The sequence below is a fragment of the Mycobacterium montefiorense genome, assembly GCF_003112775.1.
In the GTDB taxonomy this organism is placed as follows: Bacteria; Actinomycetota; Actinomycetes; order Mycobacteriales; family Mycobacteriaceae; genus Mycobacterium; species Mycobacterium montefiorense.
On record NZ_BFCH01000001.1, the window covers coordinates 90269 to 114552 of the forward strand.

Annotated in this window: 23 protein-coding genes; 19 read left to right on the plus strand and 4 right to left on the minus strand. The window is 65.2% G+C overall.

Annotated elements, in window-relative coordinates:
• Positions 1-4 precede the first annotated feature (4 nt).
• Both DB708_RS00445 and DB708_RS00450 read left to right on the plus strand, forming a co-directional pair.
• Positions 5-1195 carry a lipid-transfer protein gene (locus DB708_RS00445; RefSeq protein WP_108919993.1) on the plus strand — a complete coding sequence of 397 codons (1191 nt, stop codon included), beginning with the start codon at positions 5-7 and terminating at the stop codon, positions 1193-1195.
• 24 nt (positions 1196-1219) lie between these two features.
• Complete coding sequence (locus DB708_RS00450; RefSeq protein WP_108919994.1) at positions 1220-2482, plus strand: acyl-CoA dehydrogenase family protein; 1263 nt, start codon at positions 1220-1222, stop codon at positions 2480-2482.
• 52 nt (positions 2483-2534) lie between these two features.
• On the opposite strand, the gene mntR is transcribed toward DB708_RS00450, so the two are convergent.
• Positions 2535-3227, minus strand: coding sequence for a manganese-binding transcriptional regulator MntR (mntR, locus tag DB708_RS00455; protein WP_108919995.1), 693 nt, complete (start codon positions 3225-3227; stop codon positions 2535-2537).
• Between the two features lie 144 nt (positions 3228-3371).
• Here mntR and DB708_RS00460 point away from each other — a divergent pair, with 144 nt between their 5' ends.
• The 6 genes from DB708_RS00460 to bla all read left to right on the plus strand — a co-directional run bounded on the left by DB708_RS00460 (position 3372) and on the right by bla (position 10667).
• The gene (locus tag DB708_RS00460; protein WP_201263377.1) at positions 3372-4343 is read left to right on the plus strand and encodes a bifunctional riboflavin kinase/FAD synthetase; all 972 of its coding nucleotides are present in this window, start codon (positions 3372-3374) and stop codon (positions 4341-4343) included.
• Positions 4344-4472: 129 nt separating this feature from the next.
• On the plus strand, positions 4473-4742 hold the full coding sequence (gene rpsO, locus DB708_RS00465) for a 30S ribosomal protein S15 (RefSeq protein ID WP_108919997.1): 270 nt from the start codon (positions 4473-4475) through the stop codon (positions 4740-4742).
• Positions 4743-5115: 373 nt separating this feature from the next.
• Positions 5116-7377, plus strand: coding sequence for a polyribonucleotide nucleotidyltransferase (locus tag DB708_RS00470; RefSeq protein WP_108919998.1), 2262 nt, complete (start codon positions 5116-5118; stop codon positions 7375-7377).
• Complete coding sequence (locus DB708_RS00475) at positions 7355-8737, plus strand: M16 family metallopeptidase (RefSeq protein WP_108919999.1); 1383 nt, start codon at positions 7355-7357, stop codon at positions 8735-8737. The genes DB708_RS00470 and DB708_RS00475 overlap by 23 nt, the downstream gene beginning before the upstream one ends.
• Positions 8738-8741: 4 nt before the next feature.
• Positions 8742-9770: a nitronate monooxygenase gene (locus tag DB708_RS00480; protein WP_108920000.1), complete on the plus strand. Its 1029-nt coding sequence runs from the start codon at positions 8742-8744 to the stop codon at positions 9768-9770.
• Between the two features lie 6 nt (positions 9771-9776).
• Positions 9777-10667 carry a class A beta-lactamase gene (bla, locus tag DB708_RS00485; protein WP_108920001.1) on the plus strand — a complete coding sequence of 297 codons (891 nt, stop codon included), beginning with the start codon at positions 9777-9779 and terminating at the stop codon, positions 10665-10667.
• Between the two features lie 3 nt (positions 10668-10670).
• On the opposite strand, the gene ald is transcribed toward bla, so the two are convergent.
• Positions 10671-11786: an alanine dehydrogenase gene (gene ald / locus DB708_RS00490; RefSeq protein WP_108920002.1), complete on the minus strand. Its 1116-nt coding sequence runs from the start codon at positions 11784-11786 to the stop codon at positions 10671-10673.
• A 67-nt stretch (positions 11787-11853) separates the two neighbouring features.
• Here ald and aldR point away from each other — a divergent pair, with 67 nt between their 5' ends.
• The 6 genes from aldR (at position 11854) to DB708_RS00520 (ending at position 18250) form a co-directional block, all read left to right on the plus strand.
• Positions 11854-12369: an HTH-type transcriptional regulator AldR gene (gene aldR, locus DB708_RS00495; protein ID WP_108920003.1), complete on the plus strand. Its 516-nt coding sequence runs from the start codon at positions 11854-11856 to the stop codon at positions 12367-12369.
• A gap of 35 nt (positions 12370-12404) precedes the next feature.
• Positions 12405-12866: an SRPBCC family protein gene (locus DB708_RS00500; RefSeq protein WP_108920004.1), complete on the plus strand. Its 462-nt coding sequence runs from the start codon at positions 12405-12407 to the stop codon at positions 12864-12866.
• A gap of 20 nt (positions 12867-12886) precedes the next feature.
• Positions 12887-14350, plus strand: a complete 1464-nt coding sequence (locus tag DB708_RS00505) for a flavin-containing monooxygenase (protein WP_108920005.1) — start codon at positions 12887-12889, stop codon at positions 14348-14350.
• A 124-nt stretch (positions 14351-14474) separates the two neighbouring features.
• Positions 14475-15383: a metal-dependent hydrolase gene (locus DB708_RS00510; RefSeq protein ID WP_108920006.1), complete on the plus strand. Its 909-nt coding sequence runs from the start codon at positions 14475-14477 to the stop codon at positions 15381-15383.
• Between the two features lie 3 nt (positions 15384-15386).
• Complete coding sequence (locus tag DB708_RS00515) at positions 15387-17153, plus strand: SDR family oxidoreductase (protein WP_108920007.1); 1767 nt, start codon at positions 15387-15389, stop codon at positions 17151-17153.
• Between the two features lie 14 nt (positions 17154-17167).
• Positions 17168-18250: a PDR/VanB family oxidoreductase gene (locus DB708_RS00520; protein WP_108920110.1), complete on the plus strand. Its 1083-nt coding sequence runs from the start codon at positions 17168-17170 to the stop codon at positions 18248-18250.
• Positions 18251-18252: 2 nt separating this feature from the next.
• Here the strand turns inward: DB708_RS00520 and DB708_RS00525 are convergent, their stop codons facing one another.
• Positions 18253-18831, minus strand: coding sequence for a TetR/AcrR family transcriptional regulator (locus tag DB708_RS00525; RefSeq protein WP_108920111.1), 579 nt, complete (start codon positions 18829-18831; stop codon positions 18253-18255).
• 204 nt (positions 18832-19035) lie between these two features.
• Here DB708_RS00525 and DB708_RS00530 point away from each other — a divergent pair, with 204 nt between their 5' ends.
• Both DB708_RS00530 and DB708_RS00535 read left to right on the plus strand, forming a co-directional pair.
• Positions 19036-20073 (plus strand): Rieske 2Fe-2S domain-containing protein, encoded by a 1038-nt coding sequence (locus DB708_RS00530; RefSeq protein ID WP_108920008.1) that lies wholly within the window; start codon positions 19036-19038, stop codon positions 20071-20073.
• 5 nt (positions 20074-20078) lie between these two features.
• Positions 20079-21167 carry an NAD(P)H-dependent amine dehydrogenase family protein gene (locus DB708_RS00535; RefSeq protein ID WP_108920009.1) on the plus strand — a complete coding sequence of 363 codons (1089 nt, stop codon included), beginning with the start codon at positions 20079-20081 and terminating at the stop codon, positions 21165-21167.
• A 2-nt stretch (positions 21168-21169) separates the two neighbouring features.
• Here DB708_RS00535 and DB708_RS00540 read toward each other — a convergent pair whose 3' ends face one another.
• Positions 21170-22528, minus strand: a complete 1359-nt coding sequence (locus DB708_RS00540; RefSeq protein WP_108920010.1) for an HNH endonuclease signature motif containing protein — start codon at positions 22526-22528, stop codon at positions 21170-21172.
• Positions 22529-22640: 112 nt separating this feature from the next.
• Between DB708_RS00540 and dapB the strand changes: the two genes are divergently transcribed.
• The 3 genes from dapB to DB708_RS00555 are packed head-to-tail and all read left to right on the plus strand — an operon-like array spanning position 22641 to position 24282.
• Entirely contained in the window at positions 22641-23378 is a 738-nt protein-coding gene (gene dapB / locus DB708_RS00545) for a 4-hydroxy-tetrahydrodipicolinate reductase (protein ID WP_108920011.1), read from the plus strand.
• Positions 23375-23830, plus strand: a complete 456-nt coding sequence (locus tag DB708_RS00550) for a tetratricopeptide repeat protein (protein WP_108920012.1) — start codon at positions 23375-23377, stop codon at positions 23828-23830. The genes dapB and DB708_RS00550 overlap by 4 nt, the downstream gene beginning before the upstream one ends.
• A gap of 5 nt (positions 23831-23835) precedes the next feature.
• Positions 23836-24282: a flavodoxin family protein gene (locus DB708_RS00555; RefSeq protein ID WP_165839694.1), complete on the plus strand. Its 447-nt coding sequence runs from the start codon at positions 23836-23838 to the stop codon at positions 24280-24282.
• The last annotated feature ends 2 nt before the right edge of the window (positions 24283-24284 follow it).

Consider the following 24284-nt stretch of genomic DNA (forward strand, 5'->3'; position numbering starts at 1 on the left):
AACGATGTCCAACAAGGTTTATGTCATCGGCGTCGGCATGACGAAGTTTGAGAAGCCGGGCCGCCGCGAGGGCTGGGACTACCCAGACATGGCTCGCGAGTCGGGAACCAACGCGCTGGCCGACGCGGGCATCGACTACAGCGTGATCGAGCAGGGCTACGTCGGCTATGTCTACGGAGAGTCGACCGCGGGGCAGCGAGCACTCTACGAATTGGGCTTGTCCGGCATTCCGATCGTCAACGTCAACAACAACTGTTCGACCGGCTCCACCGCGCTGTTCATGGCCGCGCAGGCGATTCGCGGCGGGTTGGCTGACTGCACGATCGCGCTGGGGTTCGAGAAGATGAAGCCCGGATCGCTGGCGACGACCTACGAAGACCGCACCAACCCGATGGACAAGCACGTCAAGGCGATGGCCGAGATCAGCGAGTTCGCCTTCCCGGCGGCGCCTTGGATGTTCGGCGCGGCGGGCCGCGAGCACATGTTGCAGTACGGCAGCACCGCCGAGCACTTCGCAAAGATCGGCTACAAGAACCACAAGCATTCGGTGAATAACCCGTTCGCGCAGTTCCAGGACGAGTACACCCTCGACGACATCCTGGCCGCGAAGATGATCTACGACCCGCTGACCAAGTTGCAGTGCTCGCCGACGTCGGATGGTTCGGGCGCGGCGATCCTGGCCTCCGAAAGCTTCGTCGACCGCCACTCGCTGGCCGGTCAGGCGGTCGAGATCGTCGGTCAGGCCATGACGACCGACTTCAAGTCCACCTTCGACGGCAGCGCCAAGGGGCTCATCGGCTACGACATGAATGTGCAAGCAGCACAACGGGTTTACGACCAGTCCGGTCTGGGGCCCGAGGACTTCCAGGTGATAGAGCTGCACGACTGCTTCTCGGCCAACGAGCTGCTGCTCTATGAAGCCCTCGGCCTGTGCGCTGCGGGCGAGGCGCCCAAGCTGATCGACAACGGCGACACCACGTACGGCGGACGCTGGGTGGTCAACCCGTCCGGCGGCCTGATCTCCAAGGGTCACCCGCTGGGCGCGACCGGGCTGGCGCAGTGCGCCGAACTGAACTGGCAGCTGCGGGGCCAGGCCGACAAGCGGCAGGTCGACAACGTCACCGCCGCACTGCAACACAACATCGGGCTGGGCGGCGCCGCCGTCGTCACCGCATACCAGCGGGCCCAGCGCTGAGCGGCACGCGGCCGGGGGAACACGATGATCGAGTGGTCCGACACCGATCTGATGATGCGGGATGCCGTTCGTCAGTTCGTGGACAAGGAGATCCGCCCGCACCTGGACGAATTGGAAACCGGTGCGCTGTCGCCGTATCCGATTGCCCGTAAGTTCTTCAGTCAGTTCGGCCTGGACGCGATGGCCGCCGAGTCGGTCAAGAAGATGCTGGACCGCGAGCGTGCCAAGCGCAACGGTGAATCCAAGGGCGAAAAGCGAGACGGCGCAGAAGATTCGGGCGGTATCGGCGGTCAGCAATCGATGGTTGCGGTACTGGTTTCCGAAATCGCCCGGGTCAGCATCGGATTGCTGAGTACCGCATCGGTCAGCCTCGGCCTCGGCGCGGCGACCATCATGAGCCGCGGCACGCTGGCCCAGAAAGAACGCTGGCTGCCCGAGCTGATGACGCTGGAAAAGATTGCGGCGTGGGCGATTACCGAGCCGGACTCCGGGTCGGACGCGTTCGGCGGCATGAAGACCTACGTCAGACGCGACGGCGAGGACTACATCCTCAACGGGCAGAAGACATTCATCACCAACGGGCCTCACGCCGACGTCCTGGTCGTGTACGCGAAACTGGACGAAGGCGACGCTTCCCCGGACAAACAAGACAAGCGGAACCGGCCGGTGCTGGTTTTCGTGCTCGACGCGGGGATGCCGGGCCTCACACAGGGCAAGCCCTTCAAGAAGATGGGCATGATGTCCTCGCCGACCGGTGAGTTGTTCTTCGACAACGTGCGGTTGGGCCCGGACCGGCTGCTCGGCGAGAGTGAGCAGCACGCCAGCGGCGACGGACGCGACAGTGCCCGCGACAATTTCGCCGCCGAGCGGATCGGGATCGCGATGATGGCGCTGGGCATCATCGACGAATGCCACCGGCTGTGTGTGGACTATGCGAAGACTCGCACGTTGTGGGGCAAGAACATTGGGCAGTTCCAGCTGATCCAGCTGAAGCTGGCGAAGATGGAGATCGCCCGGATGAACGTGCAGAACATGGTGTTCATGACCATCGAGCGCCAACAGGCCGGTAAACCGCTGACGCTGGCCGAGGCGTCGGCCATCAAGCTGTACTCCTCGGAGACGGCCACCGAGGTGGCGATGGAGGCCGTGCAGTTGTTCGGCGGCAACGGCTACATGGCCGAATACCGGGTCGAGCAGCTGGCGCGGGACGCGAAATCACTGATGATCTACGCGGGCAGCAACGAGGTCCAGGTGACCCACATCGCCAAGGGACTGCTGACCGGCTAGGGCATCTGGCGGCGACCCGCTGCGCCCGGCGGCGCCGCGCTTGCGATCGCCGCTAGGGCACCACCCAGACGGCCCGGGCCGCCGGACTGCCCAGATCGACGATGGTCTCGGCGCCGTCAGCCGATTCGATCGCAATCGAGATCATGCCGGCGAATTCACGTCGGGTCTCGACACGCACCCGCGAGTCGAGACTGATTCCGACGCTGGAGAAATATCGCAGCATCTCCGGATCCTTGTCGGAGATGCGAGCGACCTTGACCGTCTCGCCCTCGTTGCACGCCCACAGCTGGCGGGCCGGCGGGGCGGGCACTTGCCCGTCGGAGGCGGGGATGGGGTCGCCGTGCGGGTCGCGCTGCGGGAATCCCAGCTTGGCGTCGATGCGATTCACCAGCCGATCCGATACCGCATGCTCGAGCACTTCGGCCTCGTCGTGCACCTCATCCCAGCCATAGCCGAGCTCGTTGACCAGGAAGGTCTCCAGCAGCCGGTGCCTGCGCACCACCTCGAGTGCCGCGCGCCGACCCGCTTCGGTCAGCGTTACCGCTCCGTACTTCGCGTGGTCGACGAGGCCCTGCTCGGCGAGTTTGCGGATCGACTCCGAGGCCGTGCTGGCCGATACCCCGATCCGGTCGGCCAGCATCTTGGTGCTGACCCTTTCCACCGACCACTCCTGGGCATTCCAGATGACCTTGAGATAGTCCTGGCCAACCGCGGTGAGACCGCCAGCCTCTTCGTCAGCCCTCACAAACGAAAAGTTTAGGCAATCTACGGCTGGTCTGGCGTGGTGACCGGCACGACTCGGCGTCGCAGTTCCGAAATGCCCACGCCAGTTCTACGGAATTGGGATCCTTCGGCGCGTCGGACAACTGTGCACCGTAGGCTGGCGGTCGTGCAGCGGTGGCGCGGCCAAGACGAGATCCCCACTGACTGGGGCCGATGCGTGCTCACGATCGGGGTGTTCGACGGTGTGCACCGCGGTCATGCCGAATTGATTGCGCACGCGGTGAAAGCCGGCTCGGCGCGCGACGTGCCGATCGTGATGATGACCTTCGATCCGCATCCGATGGAAGTGGTCTATCCGGGCAGTCACCCCGCGCAGCTGACAACCTTGACCCGCCGCGCCGAGCTTGTCGAAGAACTGGGTATCGACGTCTTCCTGGTGATGCCGTTCACGACGGACTTCATGAAGCTCACGCCGGAGCGTTACGTGCACGAGCTGCTGGTGGAGAACCTGCACGTCGTCGAGGTCGTGGTGGGGGAGAACTTCACTTTCGGCAAGAAGGCGCTCGGCACCGTCAACACCTTGCGCAAGGCCGGTGACCGGTTCGGATTCGCGGTCGAGTCGATGTCACTGCTGTCCGAGCACCACAGCAACGAGACCGTGACGTTCTCGTCCACGTACATCCGCTCCTGCGTGGACGCCGGGGACATGGCGGCGGCGACGGAGGCGCTGGGCCGTCCTCACCGCGTCGAAGGCGTCGTGGTCCGTGGTCATGGGCGCGGCGCCGAGCTGGGCTTTCCCACCGCGAACGTCGCACCGCCGATGTACTCGGCCATCCCGGCCGACGGCGTGTATGCCGCCTGGTTCACCGTGCTCGGGCACGGGCCGGTGGCCGGCACCGTCGTCCCGGGCGAGCGCTACCAGGCCGCCGTCTCCGTCGGCACCAACCCGACCTTTTCCGGACGCACCCGCACCGTCGAAGCTTTCGTCCTCGACACCACCGCTGACCTGTACGGACAGCATGTTGCCCTGGACTTCGTCGCCCGCATCCGCGGCCAGCACAGGTTCGATTCGATCAAGGAACTGGTCGCCGAGATCGGCGTCGACACCGAACGAACGCGCACCCTGCTCTCCGACTGACCGCGCCTGACGATTCGGGACGGGCAGATCTTGGCTGCTAAACTGCCGGACGACATCGGCGCGTGCTGCGGTTCGCGGTGGCCGCGCCTTTACACAGAACCTTCGCGGACCCAGTGATGGAGATATTTCGTGGCGCTTACTGCCGAGCAGAAAAAAGAAATTCTGGGCCAATACGGCCTGCATGACACCGACACCGGATCGCCGGAGGCGCAGATCGCGCTGCTGACCAAGCGGATCTCCGACCTCACCGAGCACCTCAAGGTGCACAAGCACGACCACCACTCACGCCGCGGCTTGCTGCTGCTGGTGGGACGCCGGCGTCGGCTGATCAAATACATCTCGCAGATCGACGTTGAGCGCTACCGCTCGCTGATCGATCGGCTGGGTCTGCGTCGCTGACGCTGACCCATTCCACGCTATTCTCGTGGGCCGTGTTCGCCCATGTAGAGTGGGAGCGTTCTGGGGCCTGTCTGGCCCGAACAAATGGTGCGGTCCGCGCAGATCCGCGTGTTCCGTTCCAGCGTGTCACGACGGGAGCAGCCCAGTCTGTATCGGGCGGTCTTCGGTAGTGGCAGCCGGGCTCTCCGGATCTGGAGCAGGTCGGCCGCTTCGATCGATGGCCGTAGCCGCATTCAGACTCCAGGTATCTCAGGGAAGCTCTCAGGGGTGGCTCGCGGGTCCGTCCGGGCCGGTGAGCTGGCCCGGGCCCTCTTCGGGTCGCGTGTGACGACGCGAAAAAGCTGAATAACCCAGAGAGGCTGTACGGACACCTATGTCTGTAGCTCAAATTGATGAAGGCGTGTTCGAGGCGACCGCCACAATCGACAACGGGACCTTCGGGACCCGGACCGTGCGTTTCGAGACCGGCCGGCTGGCCCAGCAGGCCGCCGGCGCCGTCGTCGCCTACCTCGACGACGAGAACATGCTGCTGTCGGCGACAACCGCCAGCAAGTCGCCGAAGGAACACTTCGACTTCTTCCCGCTGACGGTCGACGTCGAGGAGCGGATGTACGCCGCGGGCCGTATCCCCGGCTCGTTCTTCCGTCGTGAGGGCCGGCCCTCCACCGATGCGATCCTGACCTGCCGGCTGATCGACCGCCCGCTGCGGCCGTCGTTCGTCTCCGGCCTGCGTAACGAAATCCAGGTCGTGGTGACGATCCTGAGCCTGGACCCCAACGACCTGTATGACGTGCTGGCGATCAACGCCGCGTCGGCCTCCACCCAGATCAGCGGGCTGCCATTCTCCGGTCCCATCGGGGGCGTGCGGGTGGCGCTGATCGACGGCACCTGGGTCGCGTTCCCGACCGTCGAGCAACTCGAGCGGGCCGTATTCGACATGGTCGTGGCCGGCCGAAAAGTAGACGGCGACGTCGCCATCATGATGGTTGAGGCCGAGGCCACCGACAAGGTCATCGAACTCGTCGAGGGCGGCGCCCAGGCGCCGACGGAAACCGTTGTGGCCGAAGGCCTGGAGGCTGCCAAGCCGTTCATCGACGCGCTGTGCACCGCTCAGCAGGAGCTGGCCGACGCGGCCGCCAAGCCGGTCGGTGAGTTCCCGACGTTCCCCGACTACCAGGAAGACGTGTACTACGCCGTCGCCTCGGTGGCCACCGACGAGCTGGCCAAGGCGCTGACCATCGGCGGCAAGGCCGAGCGCGACGCACGCACCGACGAGCTCAAGGGCGAGGTGCAGCAGCGGCTTGCCGAGACCTACGAGGGCCGGGAGAAAGAGGTCAGTGCCGCGTTCCGTTCGCTGACCAAGAAGCTGGTCCGCCAGCGCATCCTGACCGATCACTTCCGCATCGACGGCCGTGGCATCACCGACATCCGCGCGCTGTCGGCGGAGGTCGCCCTGGTGCCGCGCGCGCACGGCAGCGCGCTATTCGAGCGCGGCGAGACCCAGATCCTGGGTGTCACCACGCTGGACATGGTCAAGATGGCCCAGCAGATCGACTCGCTGGGGCCGGAAACTTCCAAGCGGTACATGCACCACTACAACTTCCCGCCGTTCTCCACCGGTGAGACGGGCCGGGTCGGTTCGCCCAAGCGGCGTGAGATCGGGCATGGCGCGCTCGCCGAGCGGGCTCTGATTCCGGTGCTGCCCAGCGTCGAAGAGTTCCCCTATGCGATCCGTCAGGTGTCCGAGGCCCTGAGCTCCAATGGCTCGACCTCGATGGGATCGGTGTGTGCATCCACGCTGGCGCTGCTCAACGCAGGCGTGCCACTCAAGGCGCCGGTGGCCGGCATCGCGATGGGCCTGGTCTCCGACGACGTCGAGGTGGACGGCAAGACGGAGCGTCGCTTCGTCACGCTGACCGACATCCTGGGTGCCGAGGACGCGTTCGGCGACATGGACTTCAAGTGCGCCGGCACCAAGGACATCGTCACCGCGCTGCAGCTCGACACCAAGCTGGACGGGATCCCGTCGCAGGTGCTCGCGGGTGCGCTCGCGCAGGCAAAGGATGCGCGCCTGACGATCCTCGAGGTGATGGCTGAGGCCATCGACGCACCCGACGAGATGAGCCCGTATGCACCGCGGGTGACCACCATCAAGGTGCCGGTGGACAAGATCGGTGAGGTTATCGGGCCCAAGGGCAAGATGATCAATTCGATCACCGAGGAGACCGGCGCTCAGATCTCCATCGAGGACGACGGCACCGTGTTCGTCGGCGCCACCGACGGGCCCTCGGCGCAGGCAGCGATCGACCGCATCAACGCCATCGCCAACCCGCAGCTGCCGACAGTGGGCGAGCGATTCCTCGGAACCGTGGTCAAGACAACGGATTTCGGTGCGTTCGTGTCGCTGCTGCCCGGTCGCGACGGTCTGGTGCACATCTCCAAGCTCGGTAAGGGCAAGCGCATCGCCAAGGTCGAAGACGTGGTGAACGTCGGCGACAAGCTGCGTGTGGAGATCGCCGATATCGACAAGCGGGGCAAGATCTCGCTGGTCCTGGTGGCTGACGAAGACAGCTCCGCCGCCGCGGATTCCCCGGAGACCGCACCCACCGCCGATGCCGCGACGGCCAGCAGCTGACTTACCCGGGGCGCGCCCCGGTCGGGTGAGTGCCCTGCGGCAGGGCAAACAAGCCGTCGAGGCGCAACCTCTGTTGCAGGCCACGCTGCGGCGCACCACGTTGCCGGGCGGACTGCGGGTGGTCACCGAGTACCTGCCCGCGGTGCGCTCCGCGTCGGTCGGGGTGTGGGTCGGCGTCGGATCGCGCGATGAAGGCGCGACCGTTGCCGGAGCCGCGCATTTCCTCGAGCATCTGCTGTTCAAGTCGACGCCGACCCGCACGGCGGTGGACATCGCCCAGGCGATGGACGCCGTCGGAGGTGAGCTGAACGCGTTCACCGCCAAGGAGCACACCTGCTACTACGCGCACGTGCTCGACAGTGATCTCGAGCTAGCCATCGACCTCGTCGCCGACGTGGTGCTCAACGGCCGCTGCGCCGTCGAGGATGTCGAGCTCGAACGCGATGTCGTTCTCGAGGAAATCGCGATGCGCGACGATGACCCAGAGGATGCGCTGGGGGACATGTTCCTTTCGGCGCTCTTCGGTGACCATCCGGTGGGACGCCCGGTCATCGGTACGGCGCAATCCGTGTCGGCGATGACGCGGGCTCAGCTGCACTCATTCCACATGCGGCGCTACACGCCGGAACGGATGGTCGTCGCGGTGGCCGGCAATGTCGACCACGACCAGGTCGTCGCATTGGTGCGGGATCACTTCGGGTCGCGTTTAGTCCGTGGGCGCCAGCCTATTTCGCCGCGCAAGGGCGCCGGACGCGTGGCCGGCCAGCCGGGATTGTTGGCGGCGAAGAGGGACGCCGAGCAGACCCATGTGTTGGTGGGCGTACGTACTCCGGGGCGCACGTGGGAACATCGCTGGGCGTTGGCGGTGCTGAATACCGCGCTGGGCGGCGGGTTGAGTTCAAGGTTGTTCCAAGAGGTTCGCGAGCTGCGCGGGTTGGCCTACTCGGTCTACTCCTCGGTCGACGTGTTCTCCGACAGCGGTGCGCTCTCGGTGTATGCCGCGTGCTTGCCCGAGCGGTTCGTGGACGTCATGCGGGTGACCAGTGAGGTGCTCGGATCGGTGGCACGCGACGGCATCACCGAGGCGGAATGCCGCATCGCCAAGGGCTCCATGCGTGGCGGGATCGTGCTCGGCCTGGAAGACTCCAGTTCTCGTATGAGCCGCATCGGTCGTAGCGAATTGAACTATGGCAAGCACCGCAGCATCGAGCACACCCTGCGGCAGATCGACGGTGTGACCGTCGACGAGGTCAACGCGGTGGCCGGCCAGCTGCTGACCAAGCGCTTCGGCGCCGCCGTTCTGGGGCCATATGCGTCGAAACGGTCACTGCCGCAACAACTTCGGGCAATGGTAAATTAGCCGGATGGTACTGGGTTTTTGGGACATCGCGGTGCCCATTGTGGGTGCACCGATGTCGGGCGGACCCGGCAGCCCGGCATTGGCGGCGGCGGTGTCCAACGCGGGCGGACTCGGATTCGTGCCCGCCGGGTACCTGAGCGCAGACCAGTTCGCGCAGGACGTCGCTGCGGCGCGCGCCGCCACCACCGGCCCGCTCGGCGTGAACCTGCTGGTACCCCAGCCCAGCGTGGCCGACTGGGTGGCACTGGACTTCTACGCGGATGAACTCGAAGGTGTAGCCGAGCATTACCAGGTCCACGTCGGCCGGCCCGAATACGGCCACGATGACGACTGGACGCGCAAGCTCGAGGTGGTGGCCGACCTGCGCCCGGAGCTGGTGTCGTTCACCTATGGAGTGCCGTCGCCGGATGTGATCCGGCGGTTCGGCGCGCTCGGGCTTTTGGTGATGGTCACGGTGACATCGGTGTACGAGGCCGGGGTGGCCGTCGCCGCCGGTGCGGACAGCCTGGTGATCCAGGGCCCCAATGCCGGCGGGAACCGCGCCACCTTCGCCCCCGACATGGACCCCGGCAGTGAGTCGCTGCATCACCTGATCGACCGCATCCACCGGGCGCATCGCGACGTCCCGATCATTGCCGCGGGTGGGCTGGGCACCGCCGAGGATGTGGCGAGCGTGCTGCGCCGGGGGGCGGTGGCCGCGCAGGTCGGGACCGCGCTGCTGCTCAGCGACGAAGCCGGCACCAGCCCCGGGCATCGAGTCGCCATGAAGAATCAGCTCTTCGCCAAGACCATCGTCACGCGCGCGTTCTCGGGCCGTTATGCGCGTGGCCTGGAGAACGAATTCATTCGCCTCTTCGACAACATCGCGCCGCTGGGCTATCCCGAGGTCAACCAGATGACGCTGCCGATCCGGGAAGCCGCGGCCGACCGGGAAGACCCGAACGGCATGAACCTCTGGGCGGGAACGTCGTTCCGTAAAGCGCAGCCCGGACCGGTGGCCGATATCGTCGCGAGCCTCACACCCAACGAGTAGCGCACCGTGGATGAACTGACACGACGGCGGATGTTGTTGGCCGCAATGACGTTGCCGGTGCTGAGTGCCTGTGGACGTGCGTTTGCCGCGCCCGATGCGGCTCAGGTTGATGACCGCCTGGCAGAGCTGGAGCGCCAATACGGTGCCTACATCGGTCTTTTCGCGACGGACGTCGGATCGGGCCGCACCTTGGCGCATCGTGAGGACGAGCCGTTCGCCATGTGCTCGACGTTCAAGGCCTATGCAGCGGCTCGGGTGCTGCAGAAAGCCCAGCGCGGCGAATTAGATTTGCAGCGACCGGTTTTCATCGACCCCGCCGCCCTGTTGCCTAACTCTCCGGTGACCGCGCCGCAGGCAGGAAAAACCATGGCGCTCGCACAATTGTGTGCAGCCGCGTTGCAGCGCAGCGACAACGCCGCCGCCAATCTGCTGTTGACCGAAATCGGCGGACCGCCGGCCATCACCGACTTCGCTCGCTCCATCGGCGACGAGCGAACGCGGTTGGACCGCTGGGAGATTGAATTGAACACCGCGATCCCCGGCGATCCGCGCGACACCAGCACCCCGCGGGCCCTGGGCACCGGATTCCAAAAGCTGCTCACTGGAACGGTTCTCGGCGAGGCGCAGCGTGCTCAGTTGGAACAATGGATGCGCGACAACATGACCTCAAGCATGCGGGCGGGCCTGCCACCGGGGTGGACCACTGCCGACAAGACCGGCGCCGGGGCTTACGGCAGCACCAACGACATCGGCATGGTCTATGGGCCAACCGGGCAGCGGGTGCTGCTGTCGCTGATGACCCGCTCGCAATCACCGAACCCCGACGCCGACGCGCTGCAGCCGCTGATCGCCGAGGTGACGAAATCGGTGCTGGGGTGGCTGACCGGACAGGGCTGAGTTTCAGGCCAGGACGCTGGCCGGTTCGCTGAACGGCAAGCCCAGGTCGGCGGCCACCCGTTCGGACAGCAGCGCACCCTGGTGGGTCGAAAGACCTTTTGCCAGAGCGGGATCCGACCGGCAGGCCGCCTGCCAGCCCTGGTCGGCGAGCCGCAGCACGTATGGCATGGTCGCGTTGGTCAGCGCGTACGTTGAGGTGTTCGGGACCGCGCCGGGCATGTTCGCGACGCAGTAGAACACCGCGTCGTGCACGGCGAACGTCGGGTCATCGTGAGTGGTCGGTCGCGAATCCTCGAAGCAACCACCCTGGTCGATGGCGATGTCCACCAGCACTGCGCCCGGTTTCATCTGTGCGACAAGAGAATTTGTGATCAACTTAGGCGCCTTGGCGCCGGGCACCAGGACGGCCCCGATCACCAGGTCGGCGCGTTTGACGGCGCCTTCGATCTCGTAGGCCGACGAGTGGCGGGTCTGGATGCGGCCGGTGAACTCGGCGTCGAGTAGCCGAAGCTTGTCGATGTTGAGGTCCAGCACCCGCACACTGGCTCCCATGCCACTGGCCACCCGGGCCGCGTTGTAGCCGGCGGTACCGGCGCCGAGGACCACGACGTCGGCGGGCTCGACGCCCGGCACCCCACCCGTCAACACGCCGCGCCCGCCCTGCGTGCGCATCAGGTGGTACGCCCCGATCTGGGCGGACAATCGGCCGGCGACCTCGCTCATCGGGGCCAACAGCGGTAGTGCACCGTCGGCGGTCTGAACGGTCTCGTAGGCGATCGCGGTTGTACCGGAGGTCAATAGCGCGCCGGTACAGGCACGTGACGCGGCCAGATGTAGATAGGTGAACAAAACCTGCCCGGAGCGCATCAGGCCGTACTCGGCCGGCATCGGTTCCTTGACCTTGAGCAGTAGATCGGCGTCGGCCCATACCTGCTCGGCGGAGTTGAGCAACTGGGCGCCCGCCGCCTTGAACTTCATGTCGGTGATGGCCGACCCTTCTCCAGCGCCGGCCTGGACGAGCACCTCGTGGCCGCGATGCGTCAGTTCGGCGACGCCTGCCGGGGTGATAGCGCCCCTGAATTCGTTGTTTTTGGTCTCGGTGGGGATGCCGACGCGCATCCTTCTATTGTGAAGAAAGTTCGATCATAGGGCAAATAAACTGATGTTAATTCTGTAATATCGGCGTATGGTCGATAAGATAACGGATGTTGTCGTTGGACTGGGTGGCCCACCGAAGGATCTTCGGCCTGCCGACCTCGACGACGTCGATCGAAGAATTCTGGGCCTGCTGCACGCCGACGCCCGCATCACCAACAACGCGCTCGCCGAGGCGGTCGGCATCGCCGCATCGACGTGTCATGGCCGGGTGCGTCGGCTGGTGGACCTCGGCGTCATCCGGGGTTTCTACACCGATATCGACCCGGCGACGGTGGGGATGCCGCTGCAGGCGATGATCTCGGTCACCCTGCAATCCAATGCGCGCGGCAAGATCCGCAGCTTCATCCACCAGATCTGGGGCAAACGACAGGTGATCGACGTCTACTTCCTCGCCGGCGCAGACGATTTCATCCTGCACGTCGCCGCCCGCGACACGGAGGACCTGCGTTCGTTCGTGGTGGAGAACCTCAATGCCGACGCGGACGTCGCCGGCACCCAGGCCTCGTTGATCTTCGAGCATCTGCGCGGAGCCGCACCGATCTAGGCCTACCGCGAGTTAGCTGTGGTTATGATCCACCGATGATCGACCCGTGCGTTTCGGCCTCCGTCGCGATTGGCGCTCGCCCCGATCTGGTCTATTCGCTCCTGACCGACCTGCCGACATTGGTGTTACTCGCCGAAGAGGCGACCGCCATGGAGTGGTGCAAGGGCGATGCTGCATGTCGGGGAGCGGTGTTCGCCGGGCATAACGAAAACGGCAGCAGGCGGTGGAGCACGAAATGCACCGTCACCGACGCCGAGCCCGGCCGCATCTTCGCGTTCGACGTGCGACACACGGTCTTTCCCGTCGCGCGCTGGCAATACGACATCGTCGCGTCCGACGGCGGTTGCCGGGTCACCGAAAGCACCTGGGACCGTCGGCCCGGCTGGTTCCGCAAACTTTCCGGTAAGGCCACCGGCGTCACCGATCGGGTGGCCGCCAACACCAAGAACATCGAGCTGACCCTGCAACGCCTCAAGCAGCGCGCCGAGGCCGGGTAGTCAGAGAGGGCGGTACTCCGATGACGAGACGCGATCCCGCCGTAGCCGTCGTCGGAGCAGGCATGTCTGGCCTGTGCATCGCAATTGCCTTGCTGCGCAGCGGTATTACTGACGTCACCATCTACGAAAAGGCCGACGAGGTCGGCGGCACCTGGCGGGAGAACAGCTATCCTGGGCTGGTCTGCGACATCCCCTCGCGTATCTACCAGTACAGCTTCGCCAGGAATCCGAACTGGTCGCACTTGTTCTCGCCCGGCGGGGAAATCCAGGCCTACTTCCGTGACATTGCCGACCAATACGGGCTGCGAGACCGGATCCGGTTCGGCACCGAAATTGCCCATGCGCGCTTCGACGACGGTCGGTGGGTGCTGCGCACGGATACCGGCGAAAAGACAGAAGTCGACTTCCTGATCTCGGCCACCGGCGTGCTGCATCATCCGCGGTTGCCATCGATCGCGGGCTTGGACGACTTCGGCGGCCATGTTTTTCACTGGGCGCGCTGGGATCACGGTATTGCGGTGCAGGGGCGCCGAATCGCGGTGATCGGCAACGGATCCACCGGTGTCCAACTCGTCTGCGGCCTGGCTGGTGTGGCGGGCAAAGTCATGCTGTTCCAGCGCACCGCGCAATGGGTGCTGCGGCTGGCGAATCCCCACTACAGCAGGTTCACCGGGATTACCCGACGGAAGTTGCCGTGGCTCGATTGGTTGGCGTACCGCATCTACAGCCTTGGGTACGACTTCTTCGCGGTCGGACTGACCAAGCCGGGCGTACGTCGAAAGATCATGGCGACGCTGTGCCGCGCCAGCCTCTGGGAAGTGCGTGATCCGCAGTTGCGTCGCGCGCTGACGCCGGACTACACGCCGGCCTGCAAGCGACTGGTGATGTCGAACGGCTTCTACCGCGCACTGCAGCGCGACGACGTCGAACTCGTCACCGCCGCTATCGATCATGTGGAACAGCGCGGCATCGTCACCGCCGACGGCGTGCTACACGAAACCGACATCATCGTGCTGGCAACGGGATTCGACACGCATGCCTTCTTCCGGCCGATGGAGCTGATTGGCCGGGGCGGGACTTGTGCCAACGAAGTCTGGCGCGACGGTCCGCGCGCCTACCAAACCGTCGCGCTGTCCGGCTTTCCCAACTTCTTCATGATGCTGGGGCCGCACAGCCCGGTGGGAAATCTTGCGCTGACGACCGTGGCGGAATCGCAGGCCGACCACATCCTGGGCTGGATCGAGCGCTGGCGCCGTCGCGAATTCGACACCGTCGAGCCGACTGCCGCGGCGACCGAGCGTTTCAATGCGAAGCTGCGTGCCGCCATGCCGGACACCGTGTGGACCACCGGCTGCAACAGCTGGTACCTCAACAAAGACGGCGTGCCCGAGGTGTGGCCTCTCACACCGGCCGAACACCGTGCCATGTTGGCCAATCCCGACCCCGACCAATACGACCTGCGCCGCGACGTCACGGCCCGCTGAGGCCCGCAAGGGAAAAACCCGGTACCGGCGGTTTCGCATATCCGGGTTCCGAACCTATACTTGCCATGCCCGATGTTCACCGAAACGACTTTGATGGTCGGTAAACGCGCAGGTAGGGGGCCACATGTTCACTGTCGACGACCAGGCTGCGGGACCGCACGACGCATCGCTGGATCACGAGCGGCTCGTGCTCGAGGCGCGTGATGTCGCGTTCGACTGGGCAAAGCTGCCGGTGCACTATGTGCCCAACGAGCCATTCACCACTCACATGCTCGACGTCCTGCACCTGCTGCTGCCCGCTGGCGAAGAATTCTTCGTCGAGGTGTTCAAGAGGGCGCTGCCGCTGATCAAGGACGACCAGTTGCGTCTGGATGTGCAGGGATTCATCGGGCAGGAGGCGGTGCATTCTCAGGCGCACTCGGGAGTGCTCGACCGGTTCGACGCTCAGGGCATCGACGTGACGCCCTACACCGGCCAGATCAGGTGGATGTTCGAGAAGCTGCTGGGAAATAGACCCGGGTGGAGCAAGCGGCGACAGGACGGTTGGCTGCTGGAGCAGGTGTCGTTCATCTCCGCGATCGAGCACTACACCGCCATCTTGGGTGAGTGGATTCTGAACACCCCGGCTCACGACGCCATCGGCACCGATCCCGTGATGCTGGACATGCTCCGGTGGCACGGCGCCGAAGAAGTCGAGCACAAGTCGGTGGCCTTCGACACGATGAAGCATCTGCGGGCCGGCTATTGGCGACAGGTACGTGCGCAGCTGATTGTCTCGCCGGCGATGTTGCTGCTGTGGATTCGCGGCGTGCGCTACCTGTATTCGGTGGACCCGCAGCTGCCCCCGGGTGCCAAGCCACGCTGGCGCGATTACTTCAAGGCCGCACGCCGGGGTCTGTTGCCCGGCCCGAGGCGATTCGTGCGTGGCGTCGCCAACTACTACCGGCCGGGTTTTCACCCCTCACAATTGGGCGGGCTCGGACTGGCCGTCGACTACCTGGCCGTATCACCTGCGGCGCGGGCGTCGCACTGACCCATGACCATTAGTTTCGGTTTCACATCATCCAACGGTGTGGCTCTGGCCGTCCATCGCTACACCGAAGTCGACGCGGCGCGCCCGACCATCCTGGCCGTTCATGGCTGGCCCGATAACCACCACGTATGGGATCCGGTAGCCGAGGAGTTCGCGCGCAGCTACCCCGGCCAGTACAACGTCGTCGCCTACGACGTGCGCGGCGCCGGCGAATCATCGCGTCCGGCAAACAGATCCGGATATTCCTTCGTGCATCTGCTGGCGGATCTCGGTGCGGTGATCGACAGCCTGGGTGTCGATCAGGTTCACCTGCTGGCCCACGACTGGGGCTCGATTCAAGCCTGGGCGGCGGTCACCGACGAATCGGTGATGGGCAAGATCGCCTCGCTCACGTCGGTCTCGGGCCCGCACCTGCAGTACGTCGGTGCGTTCATGCGATCGGCGCGCACTCCCCGCACACTCGCGCAGGTCGCCAGGCAGTTGGTGGGCTCGGCGTACATCCCCTTCTTCCTGTGCCCAGGTGTGCCGGAGCTGGCGTTCCGCTCCCGGGTCGGAGTGAAAGTCGTTGAGGCTTTTGAACGTATCGGCCGATCGAGCACGCGTAGCCAACGCCGCGCGACGCCTCGATCGATCACCGACTACGTCAACGGGCTCAACCTGTATCGGGCGAACATGCCGGGGCCGATGCTGTTGCCTGGGCGCGAGCTTTCGAAAACCACTGTCCCGGTCCAGGTATTGGTGCCGCGCAAGGACATCTTCGTGACTCCGGCTGTGCAGCGGTTCACCGGAGCGATTCCCGCTGGCGGCAGGGTGATTTCGATCGAAGGCGGCCATTGGGTGGTGACATCGCGCCCCGATGTCGTGGCCCGATTGACCAGCGAGTGGATCGAGCGAAGCGCTGCCGGCACGGTCACCGCAACCGAGCCGTCGGTGGTCGGCGGCCCGCACGAGATACCTGGGAAACTCGCGTTGGTCACCGGCGCGGGTGCCGGTATCGGCAGGGCCACCGCGGTGGAGCTGGCTCGTCGCGGTGCCCGCAAGGTGGTCATCGTCGACCGAGACTTCGCCGCGGCCAATGAGACCGCGGATGCCGTGCGCGCGGCGTGTGCGCAGGCCGCGGTGTACCAAGCAGACGTCAGTGATGAGAATTCGATGAATGACCTTGCGGCACAGGTCTTCAGCGACCACGGGGTGGTCGATATCCTGGTCAACAACGCCGGCATCGGGATGGCGGGCCGCTTCCTGGAGACCAGCCCGCAGAATTGGGAAGACATCATCGGGGTCAATCTCCGCGGCGTGATCACCGGCAGCAGGGCATTCGGCGCGCAGATGGTTGAGCGTGGCGAGGGCGGCACGATCATCAATGTGGCGTCCGCGTCGGCATACCTGCCGTCAAAATCCATGGTCGCCTACAGCACCACGAAGGCGGCGGTGCTGGCATTCAGCGAATCGTTGCGGGCCGACTTCGTTGACGAGGGGATTGCCGTCACCGCCGTGTGCCCCGGGTTCGTCAACACCGATATCGCCAAAAGCACCGTCTACGCCGGGATGTCAGCCGACGAACAAGAGCGCGCCCGAGGCAAGGCCGACGTGGCCTACCGGCGCCGCAACTACACGCCGGAGGCCACCGCCGAGGCGATCGTCAAGGCCGTCAAGAGCGGTCCGGCGGTGCTGCCGATCGCGGCGGAGTCCAGGATCGGCTACGCGATGCGCCGGATCAGCCCGTCGGCGATTCGGCTGCTCGCGCGGTTGGACATTCGGCCGACGTGAGTATTGTGGGGGATTTGCCTGTGCGGGAGAGCATTTGGACCAGTAGGCCGGCCGACCTCTACGGTCGGCGCGACCGCGACCGCCTCGGCACGTTGTTGTGGGGCATCCGGGTGCTGTATGACGGGTTCGCCTCGTTATCGCGATGGGAGCCCTCACGGATCAAATCCGTGCGTCGCACCCAGGCCGCCGTCGTCACCAAACGCGAACTCGTCGCGCCCGACGTGGTCGCGTTGACATTGGCTGACCCGCAAGGCGGTTTGCTCCCGTCTTGGACCCCCGGCGGGCACATCGACGTCTCGCTCCCCTCGGGCCGGCGACGCCAGTACTCGTTGTGCGGGCCACCCGGGCGACGGACGGACTACCGCATCGCCATCCGCCGGATAGCCGACGGAGGTGGCGGTTCGATCGAAATGCACGACGCATTCGACGTAGGCAGCACGCTGATGTTCGAAGGCCCACGAAATGCCTTCTACCTCGGCACGGCCGAACGCGACGTGTTGTTCGTGATCGGCGGCATCGGTGTGACGCCGATTCTGCCGATGCTCCATGTAGCCGCACAGCGCGGAATCAATTGGCGCGCAATCTATGCCGGGCGCAGTCGGGACTACATGCCGCTGCTGGACGAAGTCGTGTCGGTGGCGCCGGACCGGGTGACTGTGTGGGCCGACGACGAACACGGCCGGGTCGCCGCCGTCGATGACTTATTGGCCGGCGCCGGGCCGACGACCGCGGTCTACGTGTGCGGTCCGGGTGCCATGCTCGAGGCGGTGCGTCTGGCGCGTAACGAACACGCCGACGCGCCATTGCATTACGAGCGATTCAACCCGCCGCCGGTCGTCGACGGAGTCCCCTTCGAGCTCGAGCTCGCGCGGTCGCAGCGACTGCTGCGTGTTCCGGCGAATCGGTCGGCGCTCGACGTGATGCGCGACCTCGAGCCGACAACTCCATACTCCTGTCAGCAGGGGTTTTGTGGGACGTGCAAGGTCAAAGTGCTTGCCGGACAAGTCGATCACCGTGGGCGCACGGCCGTGGGTGACGGCGAGATGTTGGTCTGTGTGTCGCGGGCCAAGGCTGACCGACTGGTCATCGACGCCTGAGGTCAGTCCGGCGGGGATTGTTCGAGATAGGCGACCAGAGCGTTGGTCAGACCTCGCCGTGCCATGTCGAGGTCTGCGTAAGAACCGAGTTGGCGCTCCGACACCAGGCCGCGCATCGCGCCCGGGATGAGTGCGGCTACCTCGAGCACCCGGTTCGGGTCGACATCGAGGCCGGCAAAAGCGTTTTGACAGGTTTCCAGCCAGCTCTTGCCCCAGGAGAACAACTCGGCCGCGGTGAGCGGATAGAGGCGTTCGAGTTCGTCGGGATTCCGGGGGAGGGCTGCGCGCAGATTTTCAATCGCGCGTGAATCCGCGGACGCCAGGCCGCGGTACAGGGTTTCGATGATGATGCTGACCCGCTCGCGCAGCGGTGCGTCCGGTGAGACCGGTGTCGACAGTGTCGAGAACGTCGATTCGCGCCGCTCGGCGGTGCGGTGCAGCACGGCCGCCCAGAAACCGTCGGTATCGCCGAACTGATACTGCACAGCGCCCCAGGTGGCGCCGATCTCCTTGGCGATGCGATTGGCGGACACCGAACCTGGCTCGCCGGAGGCCAGCGACCGCAACGCGGCCTCGAGCATGTTCTCGCGAGTCGCGCTGCCGCGCCGGTTGGGACGCCGGCCCACGATGCCGGCCTGTGCAACATGCCGGGTAGTCCGCTGCGCCATCGGCCGATCCTAATCGATTGCTTGCACACGGCGGGCTAGCGCACTACCGTTTTCATAGAGGGTACTCTGATTTGTGCGCGGCGCCGCTATCATTCGTACGCGAGGAGGGCAGCTCAGATGGCAAAGCCGCCGTTGTCGATGAAACCGACCGGATGGTTCCAGGTCGCCTGGTCCGAGGAGATCGGCGTCGGGGACGTCCACAAGATGAAGTACTTCGACCAGGAGATGGTCGCCTGGCGGGCCGAATCCGGCCAGCTCACCGTCATGAACGCCTATTGTGAGCACCTCGGTGCGCACCTGGGCTACGGCGGCAAGGTGCTCGGCGAGGTGTTGCAGTGCCCGTTCCACGGCTGGCAGTGGAGCAGTGAGGGCCGCAACGTGTGCATCCCGTATCAGGACCGCCCCAACCGCGGTCGCCGGGTGCGCACCTATCCCGTGGTGGAGCGCAACGCGTCGGTTTACATCTGGCACGACGTCGAGCGCCGTGAGCCCTTCTTCGACGCCCCGGATGTGTTCGCCGCGTTCGGTGATGGCAGCAGCGCGGACGGCTACTACCCGCAGCAGCGGTTGTACCGCGCCGGCCTGGAACTGCATCCGCAGTACGTGCTGGAAAACGGGGTGGACTTCGCGCACTTCAAGTACGTGCACAACACGCCGATCGTGCCGGTCTTCACCCGCCACGACTTCGGCGAGCCGGTGTCCTTCGTCGACTTCACCATCACCTTCGAGGGCGATGACGGGCAGCGGATCGAGGACGTCAACAGTGGTGTCGAGGCGATCAACGGCGGACTGGGCATCGCGGTGACCAAAAGCTGGGGCATGGTCGACAACCGCACCATCTCGGCGATCACGCCAATCGACGACTGCACCTCCGATGTCCGATTCATGGTGTACATCGGCCGGGTGCCGGGCAAGGAAGCCGGAGCGGGCCTTGAAAAGGCGCGAGTGAAGGCGCAGGAGTTCGGGCGAGAAGTCATCCGGCAGTTCGAGCAGGACATCGAAATCTGGCAGCACCAGCGATATTCGGATCCGCCCGCGCTGGCCACCGACGAGTACGAAGGGTTCACGGCAATTCGCAAGTGGGCCAAGCAATTCTATCCCGACGGTATCGGCGGCAGTGCCGCCGAAGTGTACGCAGCGTCCCAGAAAGGCTGAATGGAATGAATGCACCCGCGCGACCGATTCGCATCTGCCAAGTCGGAAGCGGAAACGTCGGTTCGGAGATGATTGGGCGGATCGCCACCCAGCCCGATCTTGAACTCATTGGCGTGCACTGCTATTCGCCGGATAAGGTCGGCAAGGACACCGGCGAGTTCGCCGGCCTTGGATCCAACGGAGTGAAGTTCACCGGCAGCATCGATGAGATCATCGCCGCTAAACCGGACGTGCTGACGTTCCATGGTGTGTTCCCCGACGAGGACCTTTACGTCAAAGTGCTTGAGGCGGGCATCGATATCGTCACCACCGCCGACTGGATCACCGGCTGGCACCGCGACACCAACCACCCGCACCCATCCGGCAAGCTGGTGAGCCAGCTGCTGGCCGAGGCCGCCGAGAAGGGCGGTGCGACCTTCTACGGCACCGGGATGAACCCGGGTCTGAATCAGATCCTCGGAGTGGTGTGCTCGGCCGATGTTGCCGACATCGAAAACGTCACCACGATCGAGTCCGTGGATGTATCGTGTCACCACTCCAAGGACACCTGGATCGAGGTGGGTTATGGTCTGCCGGTTGATGATCCGTCGATTCCGGGCAAGCTGGAGAAGTACACCCGCGTTTTCGCCGACAGCGTGCTGATGATGGCCGACTGCTTCGACGTGAAACTCGACGAGGTCAAGTTCAGCTACGAATTGGGTGCCTGCACAAAAGACGTCGACCTGGGCTGGTACACCCTGCCCAAGGGTTCACTGGGTGGCAACTACATCAAGTACCAGGGCATGGTGGACGGGGTACCCCTGGTCGAGACGCACCTAGAATGGCAGATGACCCCGCATACCGATCCGCACTGGGATATCAAGGGCTGCTACATCACCCAGATCAAGGGCGACCCGTGCGTCTACAACAAGCACATGATTTTCCCCAAGCCCGGCGTTGACCTGTCCAATCCGGACAACTTCGCGTCGATCGGCATGACCGTGACCGGGATGCCTGCGCTGGCCTCGATCAGGTCGGTGGTGGCGGCGCGGCCGGGGTTGATCACCAGTGCCGACGTTGCGCTGCGCGGGTTCGCCGGGCGATTCAAGAAGTAGCGTCAGCACGCCTCGTCATCACCCAGGAGCCGTTCGGGGTGATGGTAGTCGTTGGTGCGGGCGCCGATGTCGAGCTGCGGAGGCGGTATCCACTCGGTGCGGCCGTTCGCTAATTTCCTGGTCCGCCAACCCATTCCGACGAGCTTGTGGTGGGGTTTGCAGGCCAACGTGAGGTTGTCGACATCGGTCACGCCGCCTGCCGCCCAATCGTCAACGTGATGGACTTCGCACCAATGGCCAGGCGCGTCGCAGCCCGGGTGGGTACAGCCGCGGTCCTTGGCGTACAGCACCACACGCTGATCCGGTGTGGCAACCCGGCGGGATCGTCCGAGATACAGTGGCCGACTTTGATGCTCGTCGAATACGGCGAGATAGTGGTAGGCGTGGCCGGCCATCCGGATCAGGTCCCGCATCGGCAGCAGCGTTCCGCCGGCCGTCATCGCTCGACCCGTGCCGGTCGTCAACTCCTGCAGGGTGGTCGACACGATGACGCTGACCGGCAATCCGTTGTGCTGGCCGAGCTTCGGGTCCCCCAACTGACTGCGGACCAAAGCATTGAGTGCGTCGTGCTGACGCTGTCCTGGCGTCCGTGCATCTCGGCCGGTGGCCTCCTCGTCGGGCTCGCTAGTGGTGCGAGGGTGTTCATCGTCTGGGTTACACATGCCGGGCGCGGCGAATCGCGCGAGCCAGGCATCGAGATTGGCGCGCAACTCCGGGGATGCGACGAGTTTTCCGATGCTCATCCCGTCGCGACGCTGACCGCACCACACGAAGCCGCGCTGACGCGCGCGGTCGGAGTCGGAGAACTTGCCGTCGGGGTTGATATGCAGCGCAATCCGGTGCGCGGCCCTTTCCAATTGATCGGGGCGAAGTTTTGTGGCTTGCCGGGCAAGAAATCGCTCGGCGTCTTCGACGGTCTGGCGGGGCGTCGCGTCCGGAAGGTCGTGGAAGAAGGCCTGAATTACCCGCAGGTGCTGCGCATCGAGCTCGCCGCCGCGCCACGCCCGGGCGGTGGTCGGCAACTCCGGCGGCAACTCTTGACCGGTGAAAGTCAGGCGGGCAGAGAGCTGCTCGGCATCCCTTACCCGTCGGCGGGCTTCGGCATAGCTGATCCGCAGGCGGTCGGCAATCACTTTGTAGGTCGGACCGCCGACCACGGCGGGCTCCTCGTGCGACAGGGCCGCGATCACGTCGTGGCTCAACGCAATCTGACGTCTGCGCGAGGTCTCCATCCGTTCGAGTACGTGCAGACGGACGGCGGGGCTCAACGCATCGAAGTTGACGTTGCCGAGCGCAGCGTCGCCGGCGTCCAGCATGTCCAGGGCGGCGTCCACCTCGGCCGGCACTTCGATCGAATGCATGTTCGAATTTTATTGGGAATCATGAGTCCCGGCCACGGCAAAAGCGCTGGCTGTGGACGAACGCCCAACTGTGGACAAAAGCCGCTCGACCGCCCCGTCTAGGGTGAAGGCCATGCGGGTAGGAGTGCTGGGAGCCAAGGGCAAGGTCGGGACGGCGATGGTGGCGGGCGTGCAGGCCGCCGACGATCTGACCTTGTCGGCCGAAGTGGACGCCGGCGACCCGATGGGCCTGTTGACCGCCGGCAACACCGAGGTCGTCATCGACTTCACTCACCCAGATGTGGTGATGGGCAACCTAGAGTTCCTGATCGGCAACGGAATTCACGCCGTGGTGGGCACGACGGGCTTCACCGCCAAGCGGCTGCAGCAGGTCGAGGCATGGCTGGCCGACAGCGCAGGCACGTCGGTGCTCATCGCACCGAACTTCGCGATCGGTGCGGTGCTGTCAATGCATTTCGCGAAGCAGGCGGCACCCTTCTTCGACTCCGCCGAGGTAGTCGAGCTGCATCATCCACACAAGGCCGACGCACCGTCGGGCACCGCAACTCGCACCGCCAAGCTGATCGCCGAATCCCGAAAAGGCTTGCCGCCCAATCCCGACGCGACCAGCACCGGCCTGCCCGGTGCGCGCGGCGCCGACGTCGACGGGATACCCGTGCACTCGGTGCGGTTGGCCGGGCTGGTCGCCCACCAGGAGGTGCTGTTCGGCACCGAGGGGGAGACACTCACCATCCGCCACGACAGCCTGGACCGTACGTCGTTCGTGCCGGGCGTGCTGCTGGCGGTGCGCCGCATTCGGGACCACCCCGGGCTGACCGTGGGGCTCGAGCCCCTGCTCAACCTGCAATGAGCAGGTCGCTGCGCACGCAATTGCTGATCGCGTTCCTGTGCGCGGCGATGTTGCTGTACTTCGTGCTACTGGGCCGGTTGGCGGTCGTGATGATCGCGTCGGGGCGCGTCGCCGCCGTCGGTCTTGGGCTGGCGGTGTTGATCATGCCGGTGATCGGGCTGTGGGCGATGATCACCACGCTGCGGGCCGGATTTGCGCACCAGAAGCTGGCACGCCTGATCGCCGAGCAGGGAATGGAACTCGACACCAGCACGCTGCCGCGTCGGCCGTCGGGTCGCATCCAGCGTGACGCGGCCGACGAGTTGTTCGCCACGGTGCGCACCGAAGTGCAAGCCGACCCCGACGACTGGCGGCATTGGTATCGGCTGGCCCGGGCCTACGACTATGCGGGGGATCGCCGTCGCGCCCGGGAAGCCATGAAGACGGCGGTCGAGTTGGAGGCACGCCCGTGAGCAAGATGCTGTTGATCGTCCATCACACGCCCTCACCGCACTGCCAGGAGCTGTTCGAGGCGGTGGTGGCCGGGGCCACCGCCCCCGAGATCGAGGGTGTGGAAGTCTTGCGTCGGCCGGCGCTGACCGTGTCGCCCGTCGAGATGCTGGAGGCCGACGGTTATCTGCTCGGCACGCCGGCGAATCTCGGCTACATTTCGGGCGCGCTGAAGCACGCATTCGATTGCGCCTACTACCAATTGCTCGATTCGACTCAGGGGCGCCCGTTCGGTTTGTACCTGCATGGAAACGAGGGCACCGAGGGTGCAGAGCGGGCGGTCGCCGGCATCGCAAACGGTTTGGGGTGGGTGAAATCCGCTGATACCGTTTCGGTTTCAGGAAAACCAAGCAAGGCTGACGTCGAGGCGTGCTGGAACCTCGGTGCGACAATCGCAGCTCAGCTGATGGAATGAAA